Raw genomic sequence first — 15,906 nt, forward strand, 5'->3', positions numbered from 1 at the left:
ATCCGATCCACGTGCTGGATCCAATCTGCCATGGTCATGACAATCTGACGTTGGGCCTGCCTCTCGGCAAAGTCCAAATACCCCGATACCAACTGATTGAGACCTTGTAACTCTTGCTCGGTCAGATAATTTTTGGCAACCGTAGCCTCCGACAAAGTTGGCAATTCACCCTTGAAGGTCATCAAGCCCATAAATTCCTTCTCACTATCTACTCTAGTGTAAATCAGTTCACTTGCGGTATGGTGATGAATGGCGTAATGCAACTTATTTTGCACCGTTGCAAAAAATTGCTGGGCTTCACTACTTCTTGCATTATAGTCACTTGAGGTCGCAAACAAGTCTAAAATCTGACGATAAAACACTTTTTCGCTTGAACGAATGTCTCGAATGCGGTCAAGGAGTTCCTTGAAATAAGCTCCCCCACCCAATTTTTTCAAACGGTCGTCGTCCATAGCAAAGCCTTTGATCAAGTACTCTTTTAAAACCGTTGAAGCGTAGTTCCGAAATTGTACCCCACGAGGTGACCGTACCCGGTAGCCGATAGCTAGTATCATATCCAGATTGTAATAGACTACCTGTCTTTGCACATTTCTACTACCTTCTTTTTGAACTGTCAACTTATAGTTGACAGTTGCCTCTTCCGTCAGTTCGCCGTCCTCAAAAATAGCCTTAATATGCTTGCTGATATTCTGCTTGGAAGTCTGAAAAAGTTCCGCCAACTCCAACTGGGTCAGCCAGACTGTTCCATTGTCCAGATGAAGTTCGATTGATGCCTTGCCGTCATCTGTTGTGTAGATGATGATATCATTGGTCATGACTCAACTCCTCCACAATCTTGTCAATCTCAGCACGTAGACGGTCAATATTCTTCACAGTTTCAGCGATATCTTTGTTCAACTGAACGATGTCAATATTCTCTCGCGTATCTTCCTTTTCTACATAGGTCGAAACAGACAGGTTGTAATCATTTTCGACAATCTTCTCATGTGATGCAACTGAAACAAAGTATTCCTTGTCTTCTCCCTTGTCAAAGCCTTCTAAAATATTCTGGATATTGTCTTCTGTTAAGATGTTATTATTGGTTTCTTTTTTAAATTCCCGACTGGCATCTATAAAGAGTGTATCTGTCCTAGTCTTATTTTTAGCCAAAACAAGAATACAGGTGGCAATAGAGGTTCCAAAAAAGAGATTATCCGGTAGCTGAATAACAGCCTCCACAAAGTTTCCGTCTACTAGGTACTTCCGGATTTTTTGCTCTGCACCTCCACGATAAAAAATACCAGGGAAGGTCACGATGGCTGCTCTGCCTTTTGACGAAAGATAGGAAAGACTGTGCATGATGAAGGCAAAGTCAGCCTTGGACTTTGGAGCCAAAATCCCAGCTGGTGCAAAGCGATCATCATTGATTAAGGTTGGATCATCGCTGCCAATCCACTTGATAGAATACGGTGGGTTAGACACGATGGCATCAAAAGGCTTGTCGTTGCCATGTTTGGGGTCCAGCAGGGTATTGCCACGCTCAATGCTAAATTTATCATAGTTAATGTTGTGAAGAAACATATTCATCCGAGCCAGGTTATAGGTGGTCATATTGATTTCCTGTCCATAAAAACCATCCTCGATGATATGTTCAGTAAACTGTTTCTTAGCTTGAAGCAAGAGAGAGCCTGATCCACACGCAGGGTCGTAAATTTTGTTAATCTTGTTCTTCTCGTCTTTTCCCAGCATGACAATCTTAGCCAGCAACTTGGACACGCTTTGAGGGGTGAAAAACTCTCCACCTGATTTCCCAGCGTTGGAAGCATAGTTTGAAATCAAGAACTCATAGGCATCACCAAAAAGGTCAATTTTGTTGTCCTCGAAATCCCCAAAATCAAGATTGGCAATCTCTTCTAAAATATCCACCAAACGCTGATTTCTTTCCGCAACGGAATTACCCAGACGGTTACTCCGCGTGTCAACATCATCAAAGAGGCCCTTGATATCATGCTCACTGTCATAGCCAATCGCACTATCCTCAATGGCATCAAAAATCTTCCTCAACTCCGTGTTAAGATTTACGTTACCTCTAGCCTGTTTCACCACATTTGAAAATAACTGCGACGGATAGATAAAATATCCCTTGGTTTTGACTGCATCATCTTTGATAATATCAGTTATCTGTTCTTCTGGAAAACTGGCATAATCTACATCCGGATCTCCACCCTCGATGTAATTTTTAAAATTCTCACTGATAAAACGGTAGAATAAAATCCCCAAAACATATTGTTTGAAATCCCAGCCATCTACTGCTCCCCGTACCTTATCAGCAATCGCCCATATTTTCCGGTGAAGTTCCTGTCTTTGTGCTTGTTCCGACATGATTATTACCTCGATTTATTAAAAACTAGCATTAGTATACCATTTTTTTGCCCACTAGAGAACCTTGTCCCGAGGGATATTTTCTACCCCAACATACAACACAACTTCAAACGCATAAATTACCAATATAGACTAGTAAAGTCAGATTTCGCAATGACCTTTACCTTATCAACATTTATTAATCAACTATTCATGCACAAAAACACCAACCTACTCACGTAAGCTGGTGTTTGAGAAAGTTTTGGAGGCTAGTCCAATTGTTCATACAAGGATTATTAAGAAAGGATTTGTTAACAAACACTTGCATGTTCATTTTGAAATCAGTTTTTCCTAAAATCATCAAGAGATGATTTTCTAAACGAGACTAGGCAAAGCGACGTAGACATAACTAAAGTTAGACAAGGAGCTTTAACGATGTATCGTGAAGCAAGTTATCCTCAATCAAGGAAGGACTTATGCAACAACACTTACATGTTCATTTTGAAATCAGTTTTTCCTAAGAGAGTCTAGGTGGCGAAGGCGAAGCTAAACCATCAAGGAAGGATTTTCAAAATGGGACAGAAATAATTCTAGTCCTAAGTCTTTCTAGGCAGATTGACGAAGGTAGAACTGAAGTTCACCGAGGAAATCTAACGACGAAAGACGACGGAATAGGATTATTTCAAACGACCTGGACGTTCTTTGTAACCGTAGTAGGCATCCTCAATGATTTCTTGCATGTGGTCAACCATTGCTAGACGTGGGTTAGCTGGGGTACATTGATCTTCGTAGGCAAGAAGAGCCAATTCGCGAGAGTGTTCTTTGAGTTCTTTCTCGTCGATACCTTGTGCTTTCAAGTTCATTTGGATACCGATGCGTTCACCGAGATCGTAAACTGCTTGTGCGTATGCTGCAACAGCTTCTTCTGGTGTTGAACATGGCAAGCCTAGAAGACGAGCGATGTCTTGGTATTTTTCATCTGCTTTATAGTAGTTGTACTTAGGCCATGTAGCTGTCTTGGCTGGACGAGTACCGTTGTAGCGGATAACGTATGGAAGCAAGATAGCGTTTGTACGACCGTGAACAGTATGGAAACGTCCACCAATCTTATGAGCCATTGAGTGAGAAATACCTAGGAATGCGTTGGCGAAGGCCATACCTGCCATAGTTGATGCGTTGTGCATTTTCTCACGTGATACAAAGTCAGCATTCTTCACTGAGCTTTCAAGGTTTTCAAATACTAGTTTGATAGCTTGAAGTGCTAAACCATCTGTAAAGTCGTTTGCTACTGTTGAAACGTATGCTTCTGTAGCGTGAGTCAATACGTCCATACCAGTATCCGCTGTAACGTGTGCAGGTACTGTCAATACGAGTGCTGGGTCAACGATTGCCACAGTTGGTGTCAATGAGTAGTCAGCGATTGGGTATTTACGGTTGTTTGCTTTATCAGAGATTACGGCGAACGGTGTTACTTCTGAACCTGTACCTGATGTAGTTGGAATCGCAATAAACTTAGATTTCTTACCAAGTTCTGGGAACTTGAAGGCACGTTTACGGATATCCATGAATTTTTGAACTAGGTCATGGAAATCAACTGTTGGTTGTTCGTAGAAGAGCCACATAACTTTGGCAGCATCCATTGGTGAACCACCACCGAGTGCGATGATTGTATCTGGTTTGAAGGTACGCATCAATTCTGTACCTTTATAAACCGTTGTGATGTCTGGATCTGGCTCAACGTCTGAGAAGATTTGATAAACAACTTTATTACGACGCAGGTCCAATTGTTCGATGATACGATCTAGGAATCCAAGTTCTACCATGGCACGGTCTGTAACGATCATGACACGTTCAACGTCACGGCATTTTTGGAGATATTGGATAGAATCACGTTCGAAGTATGTTTTAGAAGGAACTTTAAACCATTGCATATTATTTCTACGTCTTCCTACTTTCTTGATGTTGAGCAAGTTCATAGCACTTACGTTATCACTGATTGAGTTGCGTCCGTAAGAACCACAACCAAGTGTCAATGATGGCAAGAATGCGTTGTAAACATCACCGATACCACCGAAAGTAGATGGAGAGTTCCAAATAACACGGATAGCACGTACGATTGTACCAAACTCTTTCGCCAATTCTGCGTCTTCCGTATGAATAGCTGCAGAGTGACCGAGACCGTGGAATTCAACCATTTGGCGAGCTGCTTCAAGACCTTCTGCACGACCATCAACTTTCAAGACGGCAATAACAGGTGACAATTTCTCACGAGTCAATGGTTCTTTCTCACCGATTTCAGCAACCTCAGCTGCCAAGATGTTTGTACCTTCTGGTACTGAGAAGCCAGCCTGCTCAGCGATCCATGCAGCTGGGCGACCAACGATGTCTGCGTTCAATTTACCTTCAGCACAGTTTTTGCTGTTTGCTTTCACACCGAAGCAGTATTCTTCAAGAAGAGCTTTTTCTTTCTTATTAACGAAGTAAGTTTTGTAAGATTTGAACTCTGCTACAAACTCATCGTAAACTTCTTTATCAATGATAACTGCTTGTTCTGACGCACAGACCATACCGTTGTCAAATGACTTAGACATAACGATGTCATGTGCTGCCTGACGGATATTTGCTGATTTTTCAACATAGGCTGGAACGTTACCTGCACCTACACCAAGGGCAGGTTTACCACAAGAGTAAGCTGCACGCACCATTGCGTTACCACCAGTTGCAAGGATTGTTGCAATACCATCATGTTTCATCAACTCAGACGTTGCTTCCATAGATGGTTTTGTAATCCACTGGATACAGTTTTCAGGGGCACCAGCTGCCACAGCTGCTTCATAGACAACACGAGCCGCATGAGCAGAAGATTCTTGTGCAGATGGGTGGAAGGCAAAGACAATCGGATTACGTGTCTTCAAGGCAATCAATGATTTAAAGATTGCTGTAGAAGTTGGGTTTGTTGTTGGTGTGATACCACAAACAACACCGACCGGCTCAGCAATCAAAGTCAAACCTGTCACTTCATCTTCTTCGATAACACCAACAGTTTTCGTGTGGCGCATGTTATTGACAACGTGCTCACAGGCAAACAAGTTCTTAGTAGCCTTGTCTTCGAATACACCACGTTTGGTTTCTTCAAAGGCGTGCATTGCCAATTCACCGTGTTTATCAAGGGCTGCAACCGAAGCTTTCGCTACAATATAGTCTACTTCTTCTTGACCAAGTTTACGGAACTCATCAAGAGCAACCAAACCTTTTTGAACAAGCTCATCGACGTGCTTACGCGCTTCTACCAACTTTTCTTCTGGTGATACTACTTTTTTATCAGCCATTGTGTTCCTCCAAATATACTCGTTAACTATTTGTTAACTTTTTCACAATGTTATTCTACTATTTTTTATTTTATTTGTAAAGAGAAATTGTTAATTTTTTCACATTTTTTCTGTTTTGTTATAGAAAACGCTTACTTTTTCCTGTTTTCAGAAAACATTCAAATTTGTTTCTGCTTTATTTGGTCGAAAAGTACATAAAGCAAGACAAATCTTTATCATTTATTCTTTCTCTAACACTTACGATACTAGTTTATCAGGAAAACGCTTCCAAGTAAATAGATTTTTTTGAAAATTTTGTAGTAATTACGTGATAATTTTCAATTTTATATTCATTTGTCCCTCCTTTTCCACTCTTGCATTTTTGTCTACATTGTGATATTCTTAACAATATAAAAGAACTATATTAACACATCCAAAAATGTACATAAAATATTAAAACAGGAGGTCTGCTTATGAAAGCAGTCGTTGTAAATCCAGAATCTACTGGTGTTGTCGTTGTCGAAAAGGAACTTCGTCCACTCGAAGCTGGTGAGGCTTTGGTCCAAATTGAGTACTGTGGTGTTTGTCACACTGACCTCCACGTTGCCAATGGTGATTTTGGTAAGGTCCCTGGTCGCGTTCTTGGTCACGAAGGAATCGGTATTGTTACAGAAATCGCACCTGGTGTTACCAGTCTAAAAGTAGGTGACCGTGTCAGCGTTGCTTGGTTCTTCCAAGGCTGTGGTATGTGTGAATATTGTACAACCGGTCGCGAAACTCTCTGCCGTACCGTAAAAAATGCAGGCTACTCTGTTGACGGTGGTATGGCTGAGCAATGTATTGTAACAGCAGACTATGCAGTAAAAGTTCCAGAAGGTCTTGATCCAGCTCAAGCAAGTTCTATCACTTGTGCTGGCGTTACTTGCTACAAAGCGATTAAAGAAGCTCACTTGGAACCAGGTCAATGGATCGCTATCTATGGTGCTGGTGGACTCGGAAACCTTGCTGTACAATACGCTAAAAAAGTCTTCAACGCTCATGTTATCGCTGTAGACATTAATAATGATAAATTGGAACTCGCCAAAGAAGTTGGTGCAGATGTGACGATCAACGGACTTGAAGTAGAAGATGTTCCTGGATATATTAAAGAAATTACTGGTGGCGGTGTACACTCTACTGTTGTAACAGCTGTTTCCAAAGTAGCCTTCAACCAAGCTATTGACAGTGTTCGTGCTGGTGGCTATGTGGTGGCTGTCGGACTTCCATCTGAATACATGGACCTCAGTATCGTGAAGACTGTGCTAGACGGTATCAAAGTGGTCGGCTCACTAGTTGGTACTCGTAAAGATTTAGAAGAAGCCTTCCACTTCGGTGCTATGGGACTAGTTGTTCCGGTCGTTCAAAAACGTCCAGTCGAAGATGCCGAAGCAGTCTTTGATGAAATGGCAGCGGGAACTATTCAAGGCCGCATGGTCTTAGACTTCTGCCACTCACACTAATGCGTTCTCCACTATTTTCAAGAAGTGATTATCCAATCACTTCTTTTTTGCTTTCTAAAATAAAAAGAAGCAGCTTTAGACTACTGCTTCTCCAATTCTTCTAAAATACTTGCAAAATCTGTTTTGAGTGTTTCCAAGCTAGTTTCAACTTGACTTCTTGTCTGGTTATTTTTGACCACAACCTGTCCAGATTCGATTTCGCTACCACCCAGGGTAATGATGGCCTTGGCTCCAAAGACATCTGCTGACTTAAACTGGGCCTTGAGCTTGCGGTCAAGGTAGTCTCGTTCTGCACGGAAACCTTGCTTGCGGATGGCTTGAACCAGCTCCAACGCTCCGCTATTGGCCTCCTGACCTAAAACCGCGATGTAAACATCTAATTGGGTGTCGAGAGGGAGCTCAATGCCTTGCTTTTCAAGGACTAGGATGAGGCGCTCAATGCCCATACCAAAGCCAAAAGCTGGCGTTTCTGGTCCGCCAAAGTAGGTCACCAAACCGTCATAACGGCCACCGGCACAGATGGTCAGGTCGTTGCCACCTACCTCTGTCATAAACTCGAAAATAGTGTGGTTATAGTAGTCCAAACCACGCACCATGTTGGTGTCAATCATATAAGCAATACCTAGACTGTCCAACATAGACTTGACCGCTTCAAAATGAGCTGTACTTTCTTCATCTAGATAGTCCAAGATAGACGGTGCATTTTCCACAGCAATCTTGTCTTCTTTTTCCTTGGAATCCAACACACGCAAGGGATTTTCTTCCAAGCGGCGCTGGCTATCCTTGGAAAGCTGGTCCTTGAGCGGGGTCAGATAGTCAATCAAAGCCTGGCGATAAGCGGTACGGCTCTCGGGATTACCCAGACTGTTGAGGTGGAGGCGAATGTCCTTGATCCCCAACTCTTCAAAGAAGTGATAGGCCATAGCAATGGTTTCTACGTCTGTCGCTGGGTTATTGGAACCAAAACACTCCACACCAATCTGGTGGAACTGGCGTAGACGACCAGCCTGCGGACGCTCATAGCGGAACATGGGACCCATGTAGTAGAACTTAGCAGGTTTTTGTACTTCTGGGGCAAAGAGCTTGTTTTCTACATAGGAGCGAACAACCGGTGCCGTCCCTTCTGGACGGAGGGTGATATGACGCTCTCCCTTGTCATAGAAATCGTACATCTCCTTGGTCACAATGTCCGTCGTATCGCCAACCGAACGGCTGATCACCTCGTAATGCTCGAAGATCGGTGTGCGAATCTCAGCGTAATTGTACTGTTTGAAAATGCTGCGGGTAAAGTTTTCCACGTACTGCCATTTGGCAGAATCCTGCGGTAGTAAATCCTGTGTTCCTTTAGGTTTTTGTAGTTTCATAATAAAGTGTATAAAGCCAACTTATATCACTCGAAGTTGTGCTTATTCCTTTCCAAATTAAGTCATAAGGGCTCAAACTCTACCAGTCGAGCCTTGCAATCCTCCTTATTTTACCATAAATGCTCTGCTATTTTCCAAAAAAGTGGAAAAAATCTGTCAAGTAACTTTACTTTACAAAAAACTTTTGTTATACTGTTAGAGTTGACGAAAGTCATACGCACTATTTTTAGATTTAAAAGGGGCTTGGCCCTGACATTTAATGGAGGAAGAAAGAAATGGCAGTACCTGCACGTCGCACTTCAAAAGCGAAGAAAAACAAACGTCGTACTCACTATAAAGTAGCAGCTCCAACTGTGAAATTTGATGAAACTACTGGAGATTACTCACGTTCTCACCGTGTATCTTTGAAAGGATACTACAAAGGACGTAAAATCGCTAAGGCTGCTTCAGCTGAATAATAGAAGGGAGATACCATGCGCGTAAATATTACACTTGAACACAAAGAATCTGGTGAGCGTTTGTACCTTACTTCAAAAAACAAACGTAACACTCCAGACCGTCTTCAATTGAAAAAATACTCACCAAAATTGCGTAAGCACGTGATTTTTACTGAGGTAAAATAGGGATTCACTACACATCAATAGACGGTAGAAACCTTGATTTTAAGCGATTTTTGAAAGATGAACTTTCATTACATTGCAGTACAAATCAGTCGAATCACTACCTTTTTTGAAATAAGATTTTGATTCGGATAAGTAATAAACCCACTGGCTAATTAAGTCAGTGGGTTTTTGAGTGATTAGAAAGAAGTGAAGTTACGTATTAACAAGATCTACAATGATAATTTCTGGGCGATTAAAGAATCTTGGTACTCGTGTAGATTCTTTGGCCAGACCCCTGCTTACAATAAAATACGAATTTTCAACTTCATATAAACCACCTGCATATTTCGGAAGAAAACCTTGATTAGGCGCAAATACACCATTAACCAAATAAGGCACTCTCCATTGTCCTCCATGCGCATGACCAGATAACACTAAATCAAATCCATACTTTTGATAAGTATCAATTAGTTCTGGTCGGTGCGCTAGTAAAACTTGGAAGTCAGTGCTTATTTGCTTCCCTTTTATGTCTTCAAGTTGGTCTAGCAAATTCTCGCTAGTATCATACTTTTGAAAATATTCAGGATCATCAATGCCTGAAACAGTGATAGACTGCCCCCTTACATCAACTCTACTACTATCTCCAGATAATACGACCACATTCTGTTGTCTCAGATGTTCCAGCATCTGATCATATCGATTACTCCATATTTCATGATTACCTGACACATAGTAAGTATGATTAAATTTTCCTAGCCCACTTAACAATTCTAGAGTTTTTCTGTCAGAAAGTTTATCATCAAAAATATCTCCACCTAATAAAATGACATCTGGACCTTCTTTCTCTAATGTTTCCAGGATTTGTATCTGATTTTTACCGTAATTTGATGAGTGTAAATCAGTAATTAGAGCAAGTCTGATTGGCTGAGATATTTTGGGACTGACAAGCCTGTAATGAGTTACTTGAAGCCGACTGTCAAAACCTAAAGCAAGAAAAATTAGGATACAAATAAAAACAAACCATCGTGGCTTAATATTTTTTAGTTTTTTCATTATTCGAACTATTTTACCAAATTTCTGTAACGAACAAACATTTTCAAAAGGTTACTCAATAATAATATCAAAATATTTTGTATCAACCTCTTTTGGAGCAACATAGCTAATACTTCGTTTGGCATTGAAAATATCAGATTCTTCCAATGAAGTAGAGAGTCCGCTCCATGGTTCTAATGCGATAAAGGGACTCTGATTTGTAGTTGACCAAATCACTAAATATGGAAAATCATCAAATGCAATCGAAAGTTTCTTCTGATGATTTTTTGATTTCAAGGTTACCTTTCGTGATGCTAATCGATCCAATGTTATGGCATCATGCTCAAACAGTTTATAGGACAAGTCCAAGGTTTTTTGTTTTTCCAAGAATGGCCGGCGGTCTCGCAGATCAAGTAAGCCAGTTTCTGGAAAACTTTTAGGTACTGTACAAGATTCTACTTTTTCAAATTCTAAATAATAGTCTTCATAACTCTCACCATCCAACAAGGGACAATTAAAACCTGGGTGACCTCCAATAAAGTAAGGTAGCTTTCTATGTCCCTCAAGGTTTTTCACCCGATATTCAGTTCGAATTGTATTGCCAAGTAGTGAGTAGTTAATGGAAAGTTCAAATTCAAAAGGGTAATTTTTGACAGTTTCCTCATTTGATGAAATAGAAAATTCCAAAGAGTTCTCTGTACTATTTACATTTTTGAACATCATTTTTCTCACAAGTCCATGCCTTGGAATTGTGCCTGTAAATGTCGGCCTTTCTGCAGGTTCATAGATAGCCCAATCATTTCGTAAACTTCCACAAATCGGAAATAGAACTGGTGCTTGACCGCTCCAATAGGTCGGATCACCTTGCCAAAGATATTCGATACCATCCTTGTCTTTAATAGAAGTAATTTGCCCGCCTAATTCAGAAAATTGTACTGTTAAGTTCTCATTTTTTAATTCGAGCATAAAAACTGCCTCCCTTATATGAAAACAAGGATGCTAACTTGAGCTAGGCATCCTTGTATTAGTTTTATTCAATAACCTGTGTTTCCGCTACTTTTTTATACCAATAAGCACTTTTCTTTGGATAACGTTCTTGGGTCTCAAAGTCAACATAGAACAAACCATATCGTTTCTCGTATCCATTTGACCAAGAAAATACATCCATCAAGGACCAGATGAAATAACCTTTAACGTTGGCACCATCTGAGATAGCATCTGAAATCACTTCTAAATGCTTTTTCACGTAGTCGATTCGACCATCGTCATAGACTGTACCATCTACAAACTCATCTTTATAGCCTAGGCCGTTTTCAGTGATGTAGATTTTCTTATAGTTTGGATAGTCATTTTTCACACGCATGATTTGATCATAAAGGCCTTGCGGATAGATAATCCAATCCCAGTCCGTTTTTGGAATATCAACTGGAGACTCTCTACGACCAACTCCCTTGATTTGATACTTAGAACTTCCCTTTTCCCCCTTACCATTATGGATAATTTCAGTCTCACCGTCATGAGCCCTCATCCAATCACTCATATAGTAATTGATGCCCAAGAAGTCGTTCAAATCTTTTGCGGCATCTAAGGCAGCGAAATCTTCATCACGAAGATCTAATTCCCCACCATTCACTTTCAGAATATGTCGAACACCTTCAAGCGTTTTTTCAGAATAGTAACCCAAGTATGTTGCATCTAGGATAAATTTATTATGAATAATATCTTCTAGTTCCGCTGCACGAACATCGTCAGGATTGCTTGGATCATAAGGATATTTCGTTGGCAATGCGTGTACAACACCAATTTCTCCACTATAACCAGCATCCTTGTAGAGCTTAACTGCCTTGGCATGTGAAACCATCATATTGTGGTGAGATTGGAATACCTTAGCTAAGTCATACTGAATCCCTGGTGGGAACTTCCCAACTAGATATTGCCCATCACCAATTGGACCGATTTCATTAAAGGTTGTCCAGTAATTAACTTCGGGGAATTCTTTGAAGCAAAACGCTGCGTAATTGACGAAGTGCTCAATATTTTCTCGATTTAGAAAGTCACCATTAGAATGTAGCGTTTCTGGTGTATCAAAATGGTGAAGCGTTACAAATGGTTCTACATGACGTTTATGGCATTCCGCAAATAATTTATGGTAATACTCTACTCCCTTTGGATTCACTTCTCCAAAGCCTGTTGGGAAGATACGAGACCACGCAATTGAAATCCGAATGCCATTCACACCAAACTGTTCACTTAGTTCTAAATCAACTGGATAACGATTATAAAAATCAGAAGCTGGTTCCGCAGTGTACCAGTAATTATCTTCTAGATACTTGTCCCACGCAACACGACCTTTTCCATCCGTCTGTGTAGCACCCTCTGCTTGATATGCAGCAGTTGCTCCACCAAATATAAAATCTTTCGGTAATGTTTTAACCATATGCCTACCTTCTTCTATCAAAAATAAATAAAGGGGTAGGAGTTGGAGATGATAACTCCCTCCCCTTTTGATTAAGAACCTGTATTCACAAGTGAAGTGCTTGTATATAAGAGATAGTTTTTCGCTAATCAAGGCGGTTTTTTGAGGGAATACTGACTGTATTTTGAAAAAAACTAACGATGAGTAGCTGAAAAACTAGCCTTAGATGGAAGTGCTGAACCGTGAATATAGGTTCTAAAACTGTTGTTTGACAAAGTCAAGAGCACCTTGACCATCACGTGTGAGTTTAATGTATTGAGCCCCTTCAGTTTTGGCGAGTTTAATGCCCAATGCATCGGTTTCTTGTTTTATATCATCATAGTTCGATGCTACTTGTGGTGCAAGGATGACTAATTGATACTCTGGCAAAATCTCACGGTGCGCCCCATAACTTCCTGCTGTAGCTGTAACTGGAACACCATATTCTTTTGCAGCTTTAGTTAGAGCGTTGGCAAGCAATCCGCTTGTACCACCCCCTGCACAAAGTACCAGAACGTTGGTTTGTTCAGAAATTTCGGTATCGACTGCAGCCTTTTCAAGAATAGCATCCGCTTTGGCGGTATTGAAATTAGCTGCTACTTTCTCTTTCAAGCTATTTTCAACTTTCCCTGATTGTTCTTCAGCAAGAATTTGCTCATCGTAAACTTTCAAGAATGGATAATAGATAAGTACATCGACAACTACCAACAAGATAGCTAGTGCGAAGGCTAGTGGAGCAAAGTTTGTTCCCATTACAATCCCCAATGGTCCTGGAGTTGTCCATGGCAAGTTAACGCTGAAACTGTTCATTTTTAGCGTATCAACAAAGAATTTGAAAATCCATACGTTAGCAATTGGAGCTAAGATGAATGGAACAAAGAATACTGGGTTGAGTACAAGTGGTGCACCGAACAAGATCGGTTCGTTTACACCAAAGAAAGTTGGAACAACTGAAGCACGTCCAATTGCTTTATTTCGTTTAGACTTAGTCAACCACATAAACATAAATGGCACAACCAAGGTAGCACCTGTACCACCCATTGTCACGATAAACATTTGAGTACCTGAAGTCAGGATTTTGTCCGCATGTTGACCCGCCTGTAGAAGCTGGAAGTTGGTTTCAATATTGGCATAAGTAATGGCTGCAATTGCTGGTTCCACAATAGATGGACCATGAATCCCTACAAACCAGAACAAAGCATAGGCACCAAAGATAATTGTAATACCAACATAACCATCTGCGGCTGTAAATAGAGGCTCAAATAATTTCAGAATCGCCTCAGCAACGTTTGTTCCAAGGAATTGACGTGTCACAAGATCAATTCCATACAAGACAAAGATAGACAATGCATATGGAATCACATCTTTAAATGCCTGGGATACGTTCGGTGGAACTTCGTCTGGCATACGAATGGTAACATTGTTTTTCACACAGACCTTATAGATATTAACCGTAATGAAGGCAGCTAGAAAGGCTGTCAAAAGTCCCTTAGTTCCCATGTAACCATTGGCAAATCCACCTTCAATACCATCAGAAGCCAGTAATAAGAAGCCTGAAATTGAAGCAATCATGGTTGAAATGAAGTTGATTTGATTGGTTTTTGGCAATTGACGGTTAAACGCATCTGTCAAAGATTTTGCGGTCGTTCCTGCAACTAGGACAGCTACAATACCCATTGTATAACCGTAAGGTTTCATGATAGCCGCAACTGCTTCATCAGACCAAGTAAAACCAAAGATATTAGGAACAAATGCCACCAATAGGAAGATACTTGAGAACAAGATAACTGGCATGGCAGCGATAAAACCATCACGGATAGCCCTTAAATAAGGGTTTCTCGAAATCTTTTCAAAGAAAGGCTTCCCTTTCTCAATGAATTCAATCAATTTATTCATTACTTATCACCTCGTTTGTACAGTTCAATCATATGACTCATCATATCTTTCAATAATAATGTCGTCATGAGATGGTCTTGACCATGCATGAGCGTCACACTAAAGGCTAAATCCTCACCAGCCGCTTCTTTCTGCAACAAACTTGTCTGAGCATGGTGGGCTTCAACAATACAAGCATTGGCAGCTTCAACTAGTTCTTCTGCTTTTGCATAGTCGCCTTTTTGAGCAGCAGCCAGTGCCTCCATCAAACGAGAACGTGCATCACCAGCGAATGCAACAATCTCAAAACCTAATAACGTAATTTCTTCTCTGTTCATAATATGAACCTCCTATTTTTTATGTACTCAATGGAAATACCATTCAGACTAGGCGACGAAAACGTAGATAGAACTAAAGTTCATCAAGTTGAGGCAACAACGTCTGAATTGGATTTACGAAGAGTATGATTTACAATAACCGTTGAATATGTAACACAATATAGAACCTTTCACTATCATTTACTGGCTCATCAACCAATGATGTAATCATCTCAAAAATCTGACTTCCAACCTGATGGGCTCTTGGATTCTGGAGCTTGATGTACTGTTCCAAACTAGCAATCGATTCATTTGACTGATGGGATCTATCTAAGTAATTCAGAAAATAGGACAAATGAATCATAAAGCGATCATAAAAATTGCTATTTTCTTTTGAGCGTCTAATCCCATTATCTATCAAAATTTGTTCAACCTCAGCAATAATTTTCTTACTGATGTCATGTTCTTCACTTGTGGGATGAATTGTTTCACCTTTTGCATTAATTAAGTGAAGTGCAATTTTACCAATCTCATCATTTGGAAAATCATTTAGCAACTTTTCACGAAACATAGCTAAGGCTTCACGCGCCATTTTATATTCCAATGGATATTCGGATGAAATATTGGGTAGTCTACTTTCTTGATAGGTATTCTTTAAAACCGCCTGATATGCACAATAGATATGATCTGTCAGTGTCACATATAGATATTCTTGTACAGGATAATGATAAGTTTCTACCAGATGATTAATAACCGTGTAGGTTGCCGAAATAAAATCTAAGGGAATATCTTTTAATAAGGTTAGAAAATTTTCTTTGGCTTCATCATTTTTTAGCGAAAAGATATTTTCTATCTTGTCCTTAACAATTAAATCCCCTTTCTTCTTTTGAAAGGTTATACCTAATCCCATCACGACTGCCTGTTCCCCATGTTCATTTTTCACCAGTGCAGCGTTATTATTTAGTGACTGTATAATCCTAAACATGTATCCCTCCTATATTTTTAAGCAAAAAAAGACTACAAACAAACCGAGAATATCCCACTCTCAAATCCATTTGTAGTCTTGCCTAATCGAATTAGTTACAATCCACTCTATTCTTACTGATGAGATTAT

Annotated in this window: 13 protein-coding genes; 3 read left to right on the forward strand and 10 right to left on the reverse strand. The window is 40.3% G+C overall.

Annotated elements, in window-relative coordinates; translation table 11 throughout:
- From rhuM to adhE, 3 genes are all read right to left on the reverse strand, one after another.
- Nucleotides 1-815, reverse strand: an 815-nt coding sequence (rhuM, locus tag NOL38_RS07670) for a RhuM family protein (protein ID WP_277941854.1), incomplete at its 3' end; no start/stop codon positions are given.
- Nucleotides 805-2,361, reverse strand: a complete 1,557-nt coding sequence (locus NOL38_RS07675; RefSeq protein ID WP_277941855.1) for a type I restriction-modification system subunit M — start codon at nucleotides 2,359-2,361, stop codon at nucleotides 805-807. The genes NOL38_RS07675 and rhuM, both read right to left, overlap by 11 nt.
- Nucleotides 2,362-3,017: 656 nt before the next feature.
- Complete coding sequence (gene adhE, locus NOL38_RS07680) at nucleotides 3,018-5,669, reverse strand: bifunctional acetaldehyde-CoA/alcohol dehydrogenase (RefSeq protein ID WP_024383104.1); 2,652 nt, start codon at nucleotides 5,667-5,669, stop codon at nucleotides 3,018-3,020.
- A 452-nt stretch (nucleotides 5,670-6,121) separates the two neighbouring features.
- On the opposite strand from adhE, the gene adhP reads away from it, so the two are divergent.
- Complete coding sequence (gene adhP, locus NOL38_RS07685) at nucleotides 6,122-7,147, forward strand: alcohol dehydrogenase AdhP (protein WP_014636220.1); 1,026 nt, start codon at nucleotides 6,122-6,124, stop codon at nucleotides 7,145-7,147.
- Nucleotides 7,148-7,227: 80 nt separating this feature from the next.
- On the opposite strand, the gene hisS is transcribed toward adhP, so the two are convergent.
- Nucleotides 7,228-8,511 carry a histidine--tRNA ligase gene (gene hisS, locus NOL38_RS07690; protein ID WP_277941856.1) on the reverse strand — a complete coding sequence of 428 codons (1,284 nt, stop codon included), beginning with the start codon at nucleotides 8,509-8,511 and terminating at the stop codon, nucleotides 7,228-7,230.
- Between the two features lie 275 nt (nucleotides 8,512-8,786).
- Here hisS and rpmF point away from each other — a divergent pair, with 275 nt between their 5' ends.
- Nucleotides 8,787-8,969 (forward strand): 50S ribosomal protein L32, encoded by a 183-nt coding sequence (rpmF, locus tag NOL38_RS07695; RefSeq protein WP_002937589.1) that lies wholly within the window; start codon nucleotides 8,787-8,789, stop codon nucleotides 8,967-8,969.
- A 15-nt stretch (nucleotides 8,970-8,984) separates the two neighbouring features.
- Nucleotides 8,985-9,134 carry a 50S ribosomal protein L33 gene (gene rpmG, locus NOL38_RS07700; protein WP_002262412.1) on the forward strand — a complete coding sequence of 50 codons (150 nt, stop codon included), beginning with the start codon at nucleotides 8,985-8,987 and terminating at the stop codon, nucleotides 9,132-9,134.
- Between the two features lie 192 nt (nucleotides 9,135-9,326).
- On the opposite strand, the gene NOL38_RS07705 is transcribed toward rpmG, so the two are convergent.
- The 6 genes from NOL38_RS07705 to NOL38_RS07730 all read right to left on the reverse strand — a co-directional run bounded on the left by NOL38_RS07705 (nucleotide 9,327) and on the right by NOL38_RS07730 (nucleotide 15,777).
- Nucleotides 9,327-10,166: a metallophosphoesterase gene (locus NOL38_RS07705; protein ID WP_172101573.1), complete on the reverse strand. Its 840-nt coding sequence runs from the start codon at nucleotides 10,164-10,166 to the stop codon at nucleotides 9,327-9,329.
- A gap of 51 nt (nucleotides 10,167-10,217) precedes the next feature.
- Entirely contained in the window at nucleotides 10,218-11,111 is an 894-nt protein-coding gene (locus tag NOL38_RS07710) for an aldose 1-epimerase family protein (RefSeq protein WP_277941857.1), read from the reverse strand.
- 64 nt (nucleotides 11,112-11,175) lie between these two features.
- Nucleotides 11,176-12,582: a 6-phospho-beta-galactosidase gene (lacG, locus tag NOL38_RS07715; protein WP_027973567.1), complete on the reverse strand. Its 1,407-nt coding sequence runs from the start codon at nucleotides 12,580-12,582 to the stop codon at nucleotides 11,176-11,178.
- A gap of 234 nt (nucleotides 12,583-12,816) precedes the next feature.
- Nucleotides 12,817-14,496 (reverse strand): lactose-specific PTS transporter subunit EIIC, encoded by a 1,680-nt coding sequence (locus NOL38_RS07720; protein ID WP_002941140.1) that lies wholly within the window; start codon nucleotides 14,494-14,496, stop codon nucleotides 12,817-12,819.
- On the reverse strand, nucleotides 14,496-14,813 hold the full coding sequence (locus NOL38_RS07725) for a PTS lactose/cellobiose transporter subunit IIA (protein ID WP_003048451.1): 318 nt from the start codon (nucleotides 14,811-14,813) through the stop codon (nucleotides 14,496-14,498). The genes NOL38_RS07720 and NOL38_RS07725 overlap by 1 nt, the downstream gene beginning before the upstream one ends.
- 130 nt (nucleotides 14,814-14,943) lie before the next feature.
- Nucleotides 14,944-15,777, reverse strand: a complete 834-nt coding sequence (locus tag NOL38_RS07730) for a PRD domain-containing protein (protein WP_277941858.1) — start codon at nucleotides 15,775-15,777, stop codon at nucleotides 14,944-14,946.
- Between the last annotated feature and the right edge of the window lie 129 nt (nucleotides 15,778-15,906).

Origin of the sequence: Streptococcus suis (assembly GCF_029616525.1) — a bacterium.
GTDB classification, from domain to species: Bacteria; Bacillota; Bacilli; order Lactobacillales; family Streptococcaceae; genus Streptococcus; species Streptococcus suis_AF.

What these genes read in the sequence shown, in the direction of transcription:
- NOL38_RS07725 (WP_003048451.1), bottom strand. Translation starts at nt 14,813, where the DNA reads ATGAACAGAGAAGAAATTACGTTATTAGGTTTTGAGATTGTTGCATTC.
- rpmF (WP_002937589.1), top strand. Translation starts at nt 8,787, where the DNA reads ATGGCAGTACCTGCACGTCGCACTTCAAAAGCGAAGAAAAACAAACGT.
- NOL38_RS07730 (WP_277941858.1), bottom strand. Translation starts at nt 15,777, where the DNA reads ATGTTTAGGATTATACAGTCACTAAATAATAACGCTGCACTGGTGAAA.
- lacG (WP_027973567.1), bottom strand. Translation starts at nt 12,582, where the DNA reads ATGGTTAAAACATTACCGAAAGATTTTATATTTGGTGGAGCAACTGCT.
- hisS (WP_277941856.1), bottom strand. Translation starts at nt 8,511, where the DNA reads ATGAAACTACAAAAACCTAAAGGAACACAGGATTTACTACCGCAGGAT.
- adhP (WP_014636220.1), top strand. Translation starts at nt 6,122, where the DNA reads ATGAAAGCAGTCGTTGTAAATCCAGAATCTACTGGTGTTGTCGTTGTC.
- NOL38_RS07710 (WP_277941857.1), bottom strand. Translation starts at nt 11,111, where the DNA reads ATGCTCGAATTAAAAAATGAGAACTTAACAGTACAATTTTCTGAATTA.
- NOL38_RS07705 (WP_172101573.1), bottom strand. Translation starts at nt 10,166, where the DNA reads ATGAAAAAACTAAAAAATATTAAGCCACGATGGTTTGTTTTTATTTGT.
- NOL38_RS07675 (WP_277941855.1), bottom strand. Translation starts at nt 2,361, where the DNA reads ATGTCGGAACAAGCACAAAGACAGGAACTTCACCGGAAAATATGGGCG.
- rpmG (WP_002262412.1), top strand. Translation starts at nt 8,985, where the DNA reads ATGCGCGTAAATATTACACTTGAACACAAAGAATCTGGTGAGCGTTTG.
- adhE (WP_024383104.1), bottom strand. Translation starts at nt 5,669, where the DNA reads ATGGCTGATAAAAAAGTAGTATCACCAGAAGAAAAGTTGGTAGAAGCG.
- NOL38_RS07720 (WP_002941140.1), bottom strand. Translation starts at nt 14,496, where the DNA reads ATGAATAAATTGATTGAATTCATTGAGAAAGGGAAGCCTTTCTTTGAA.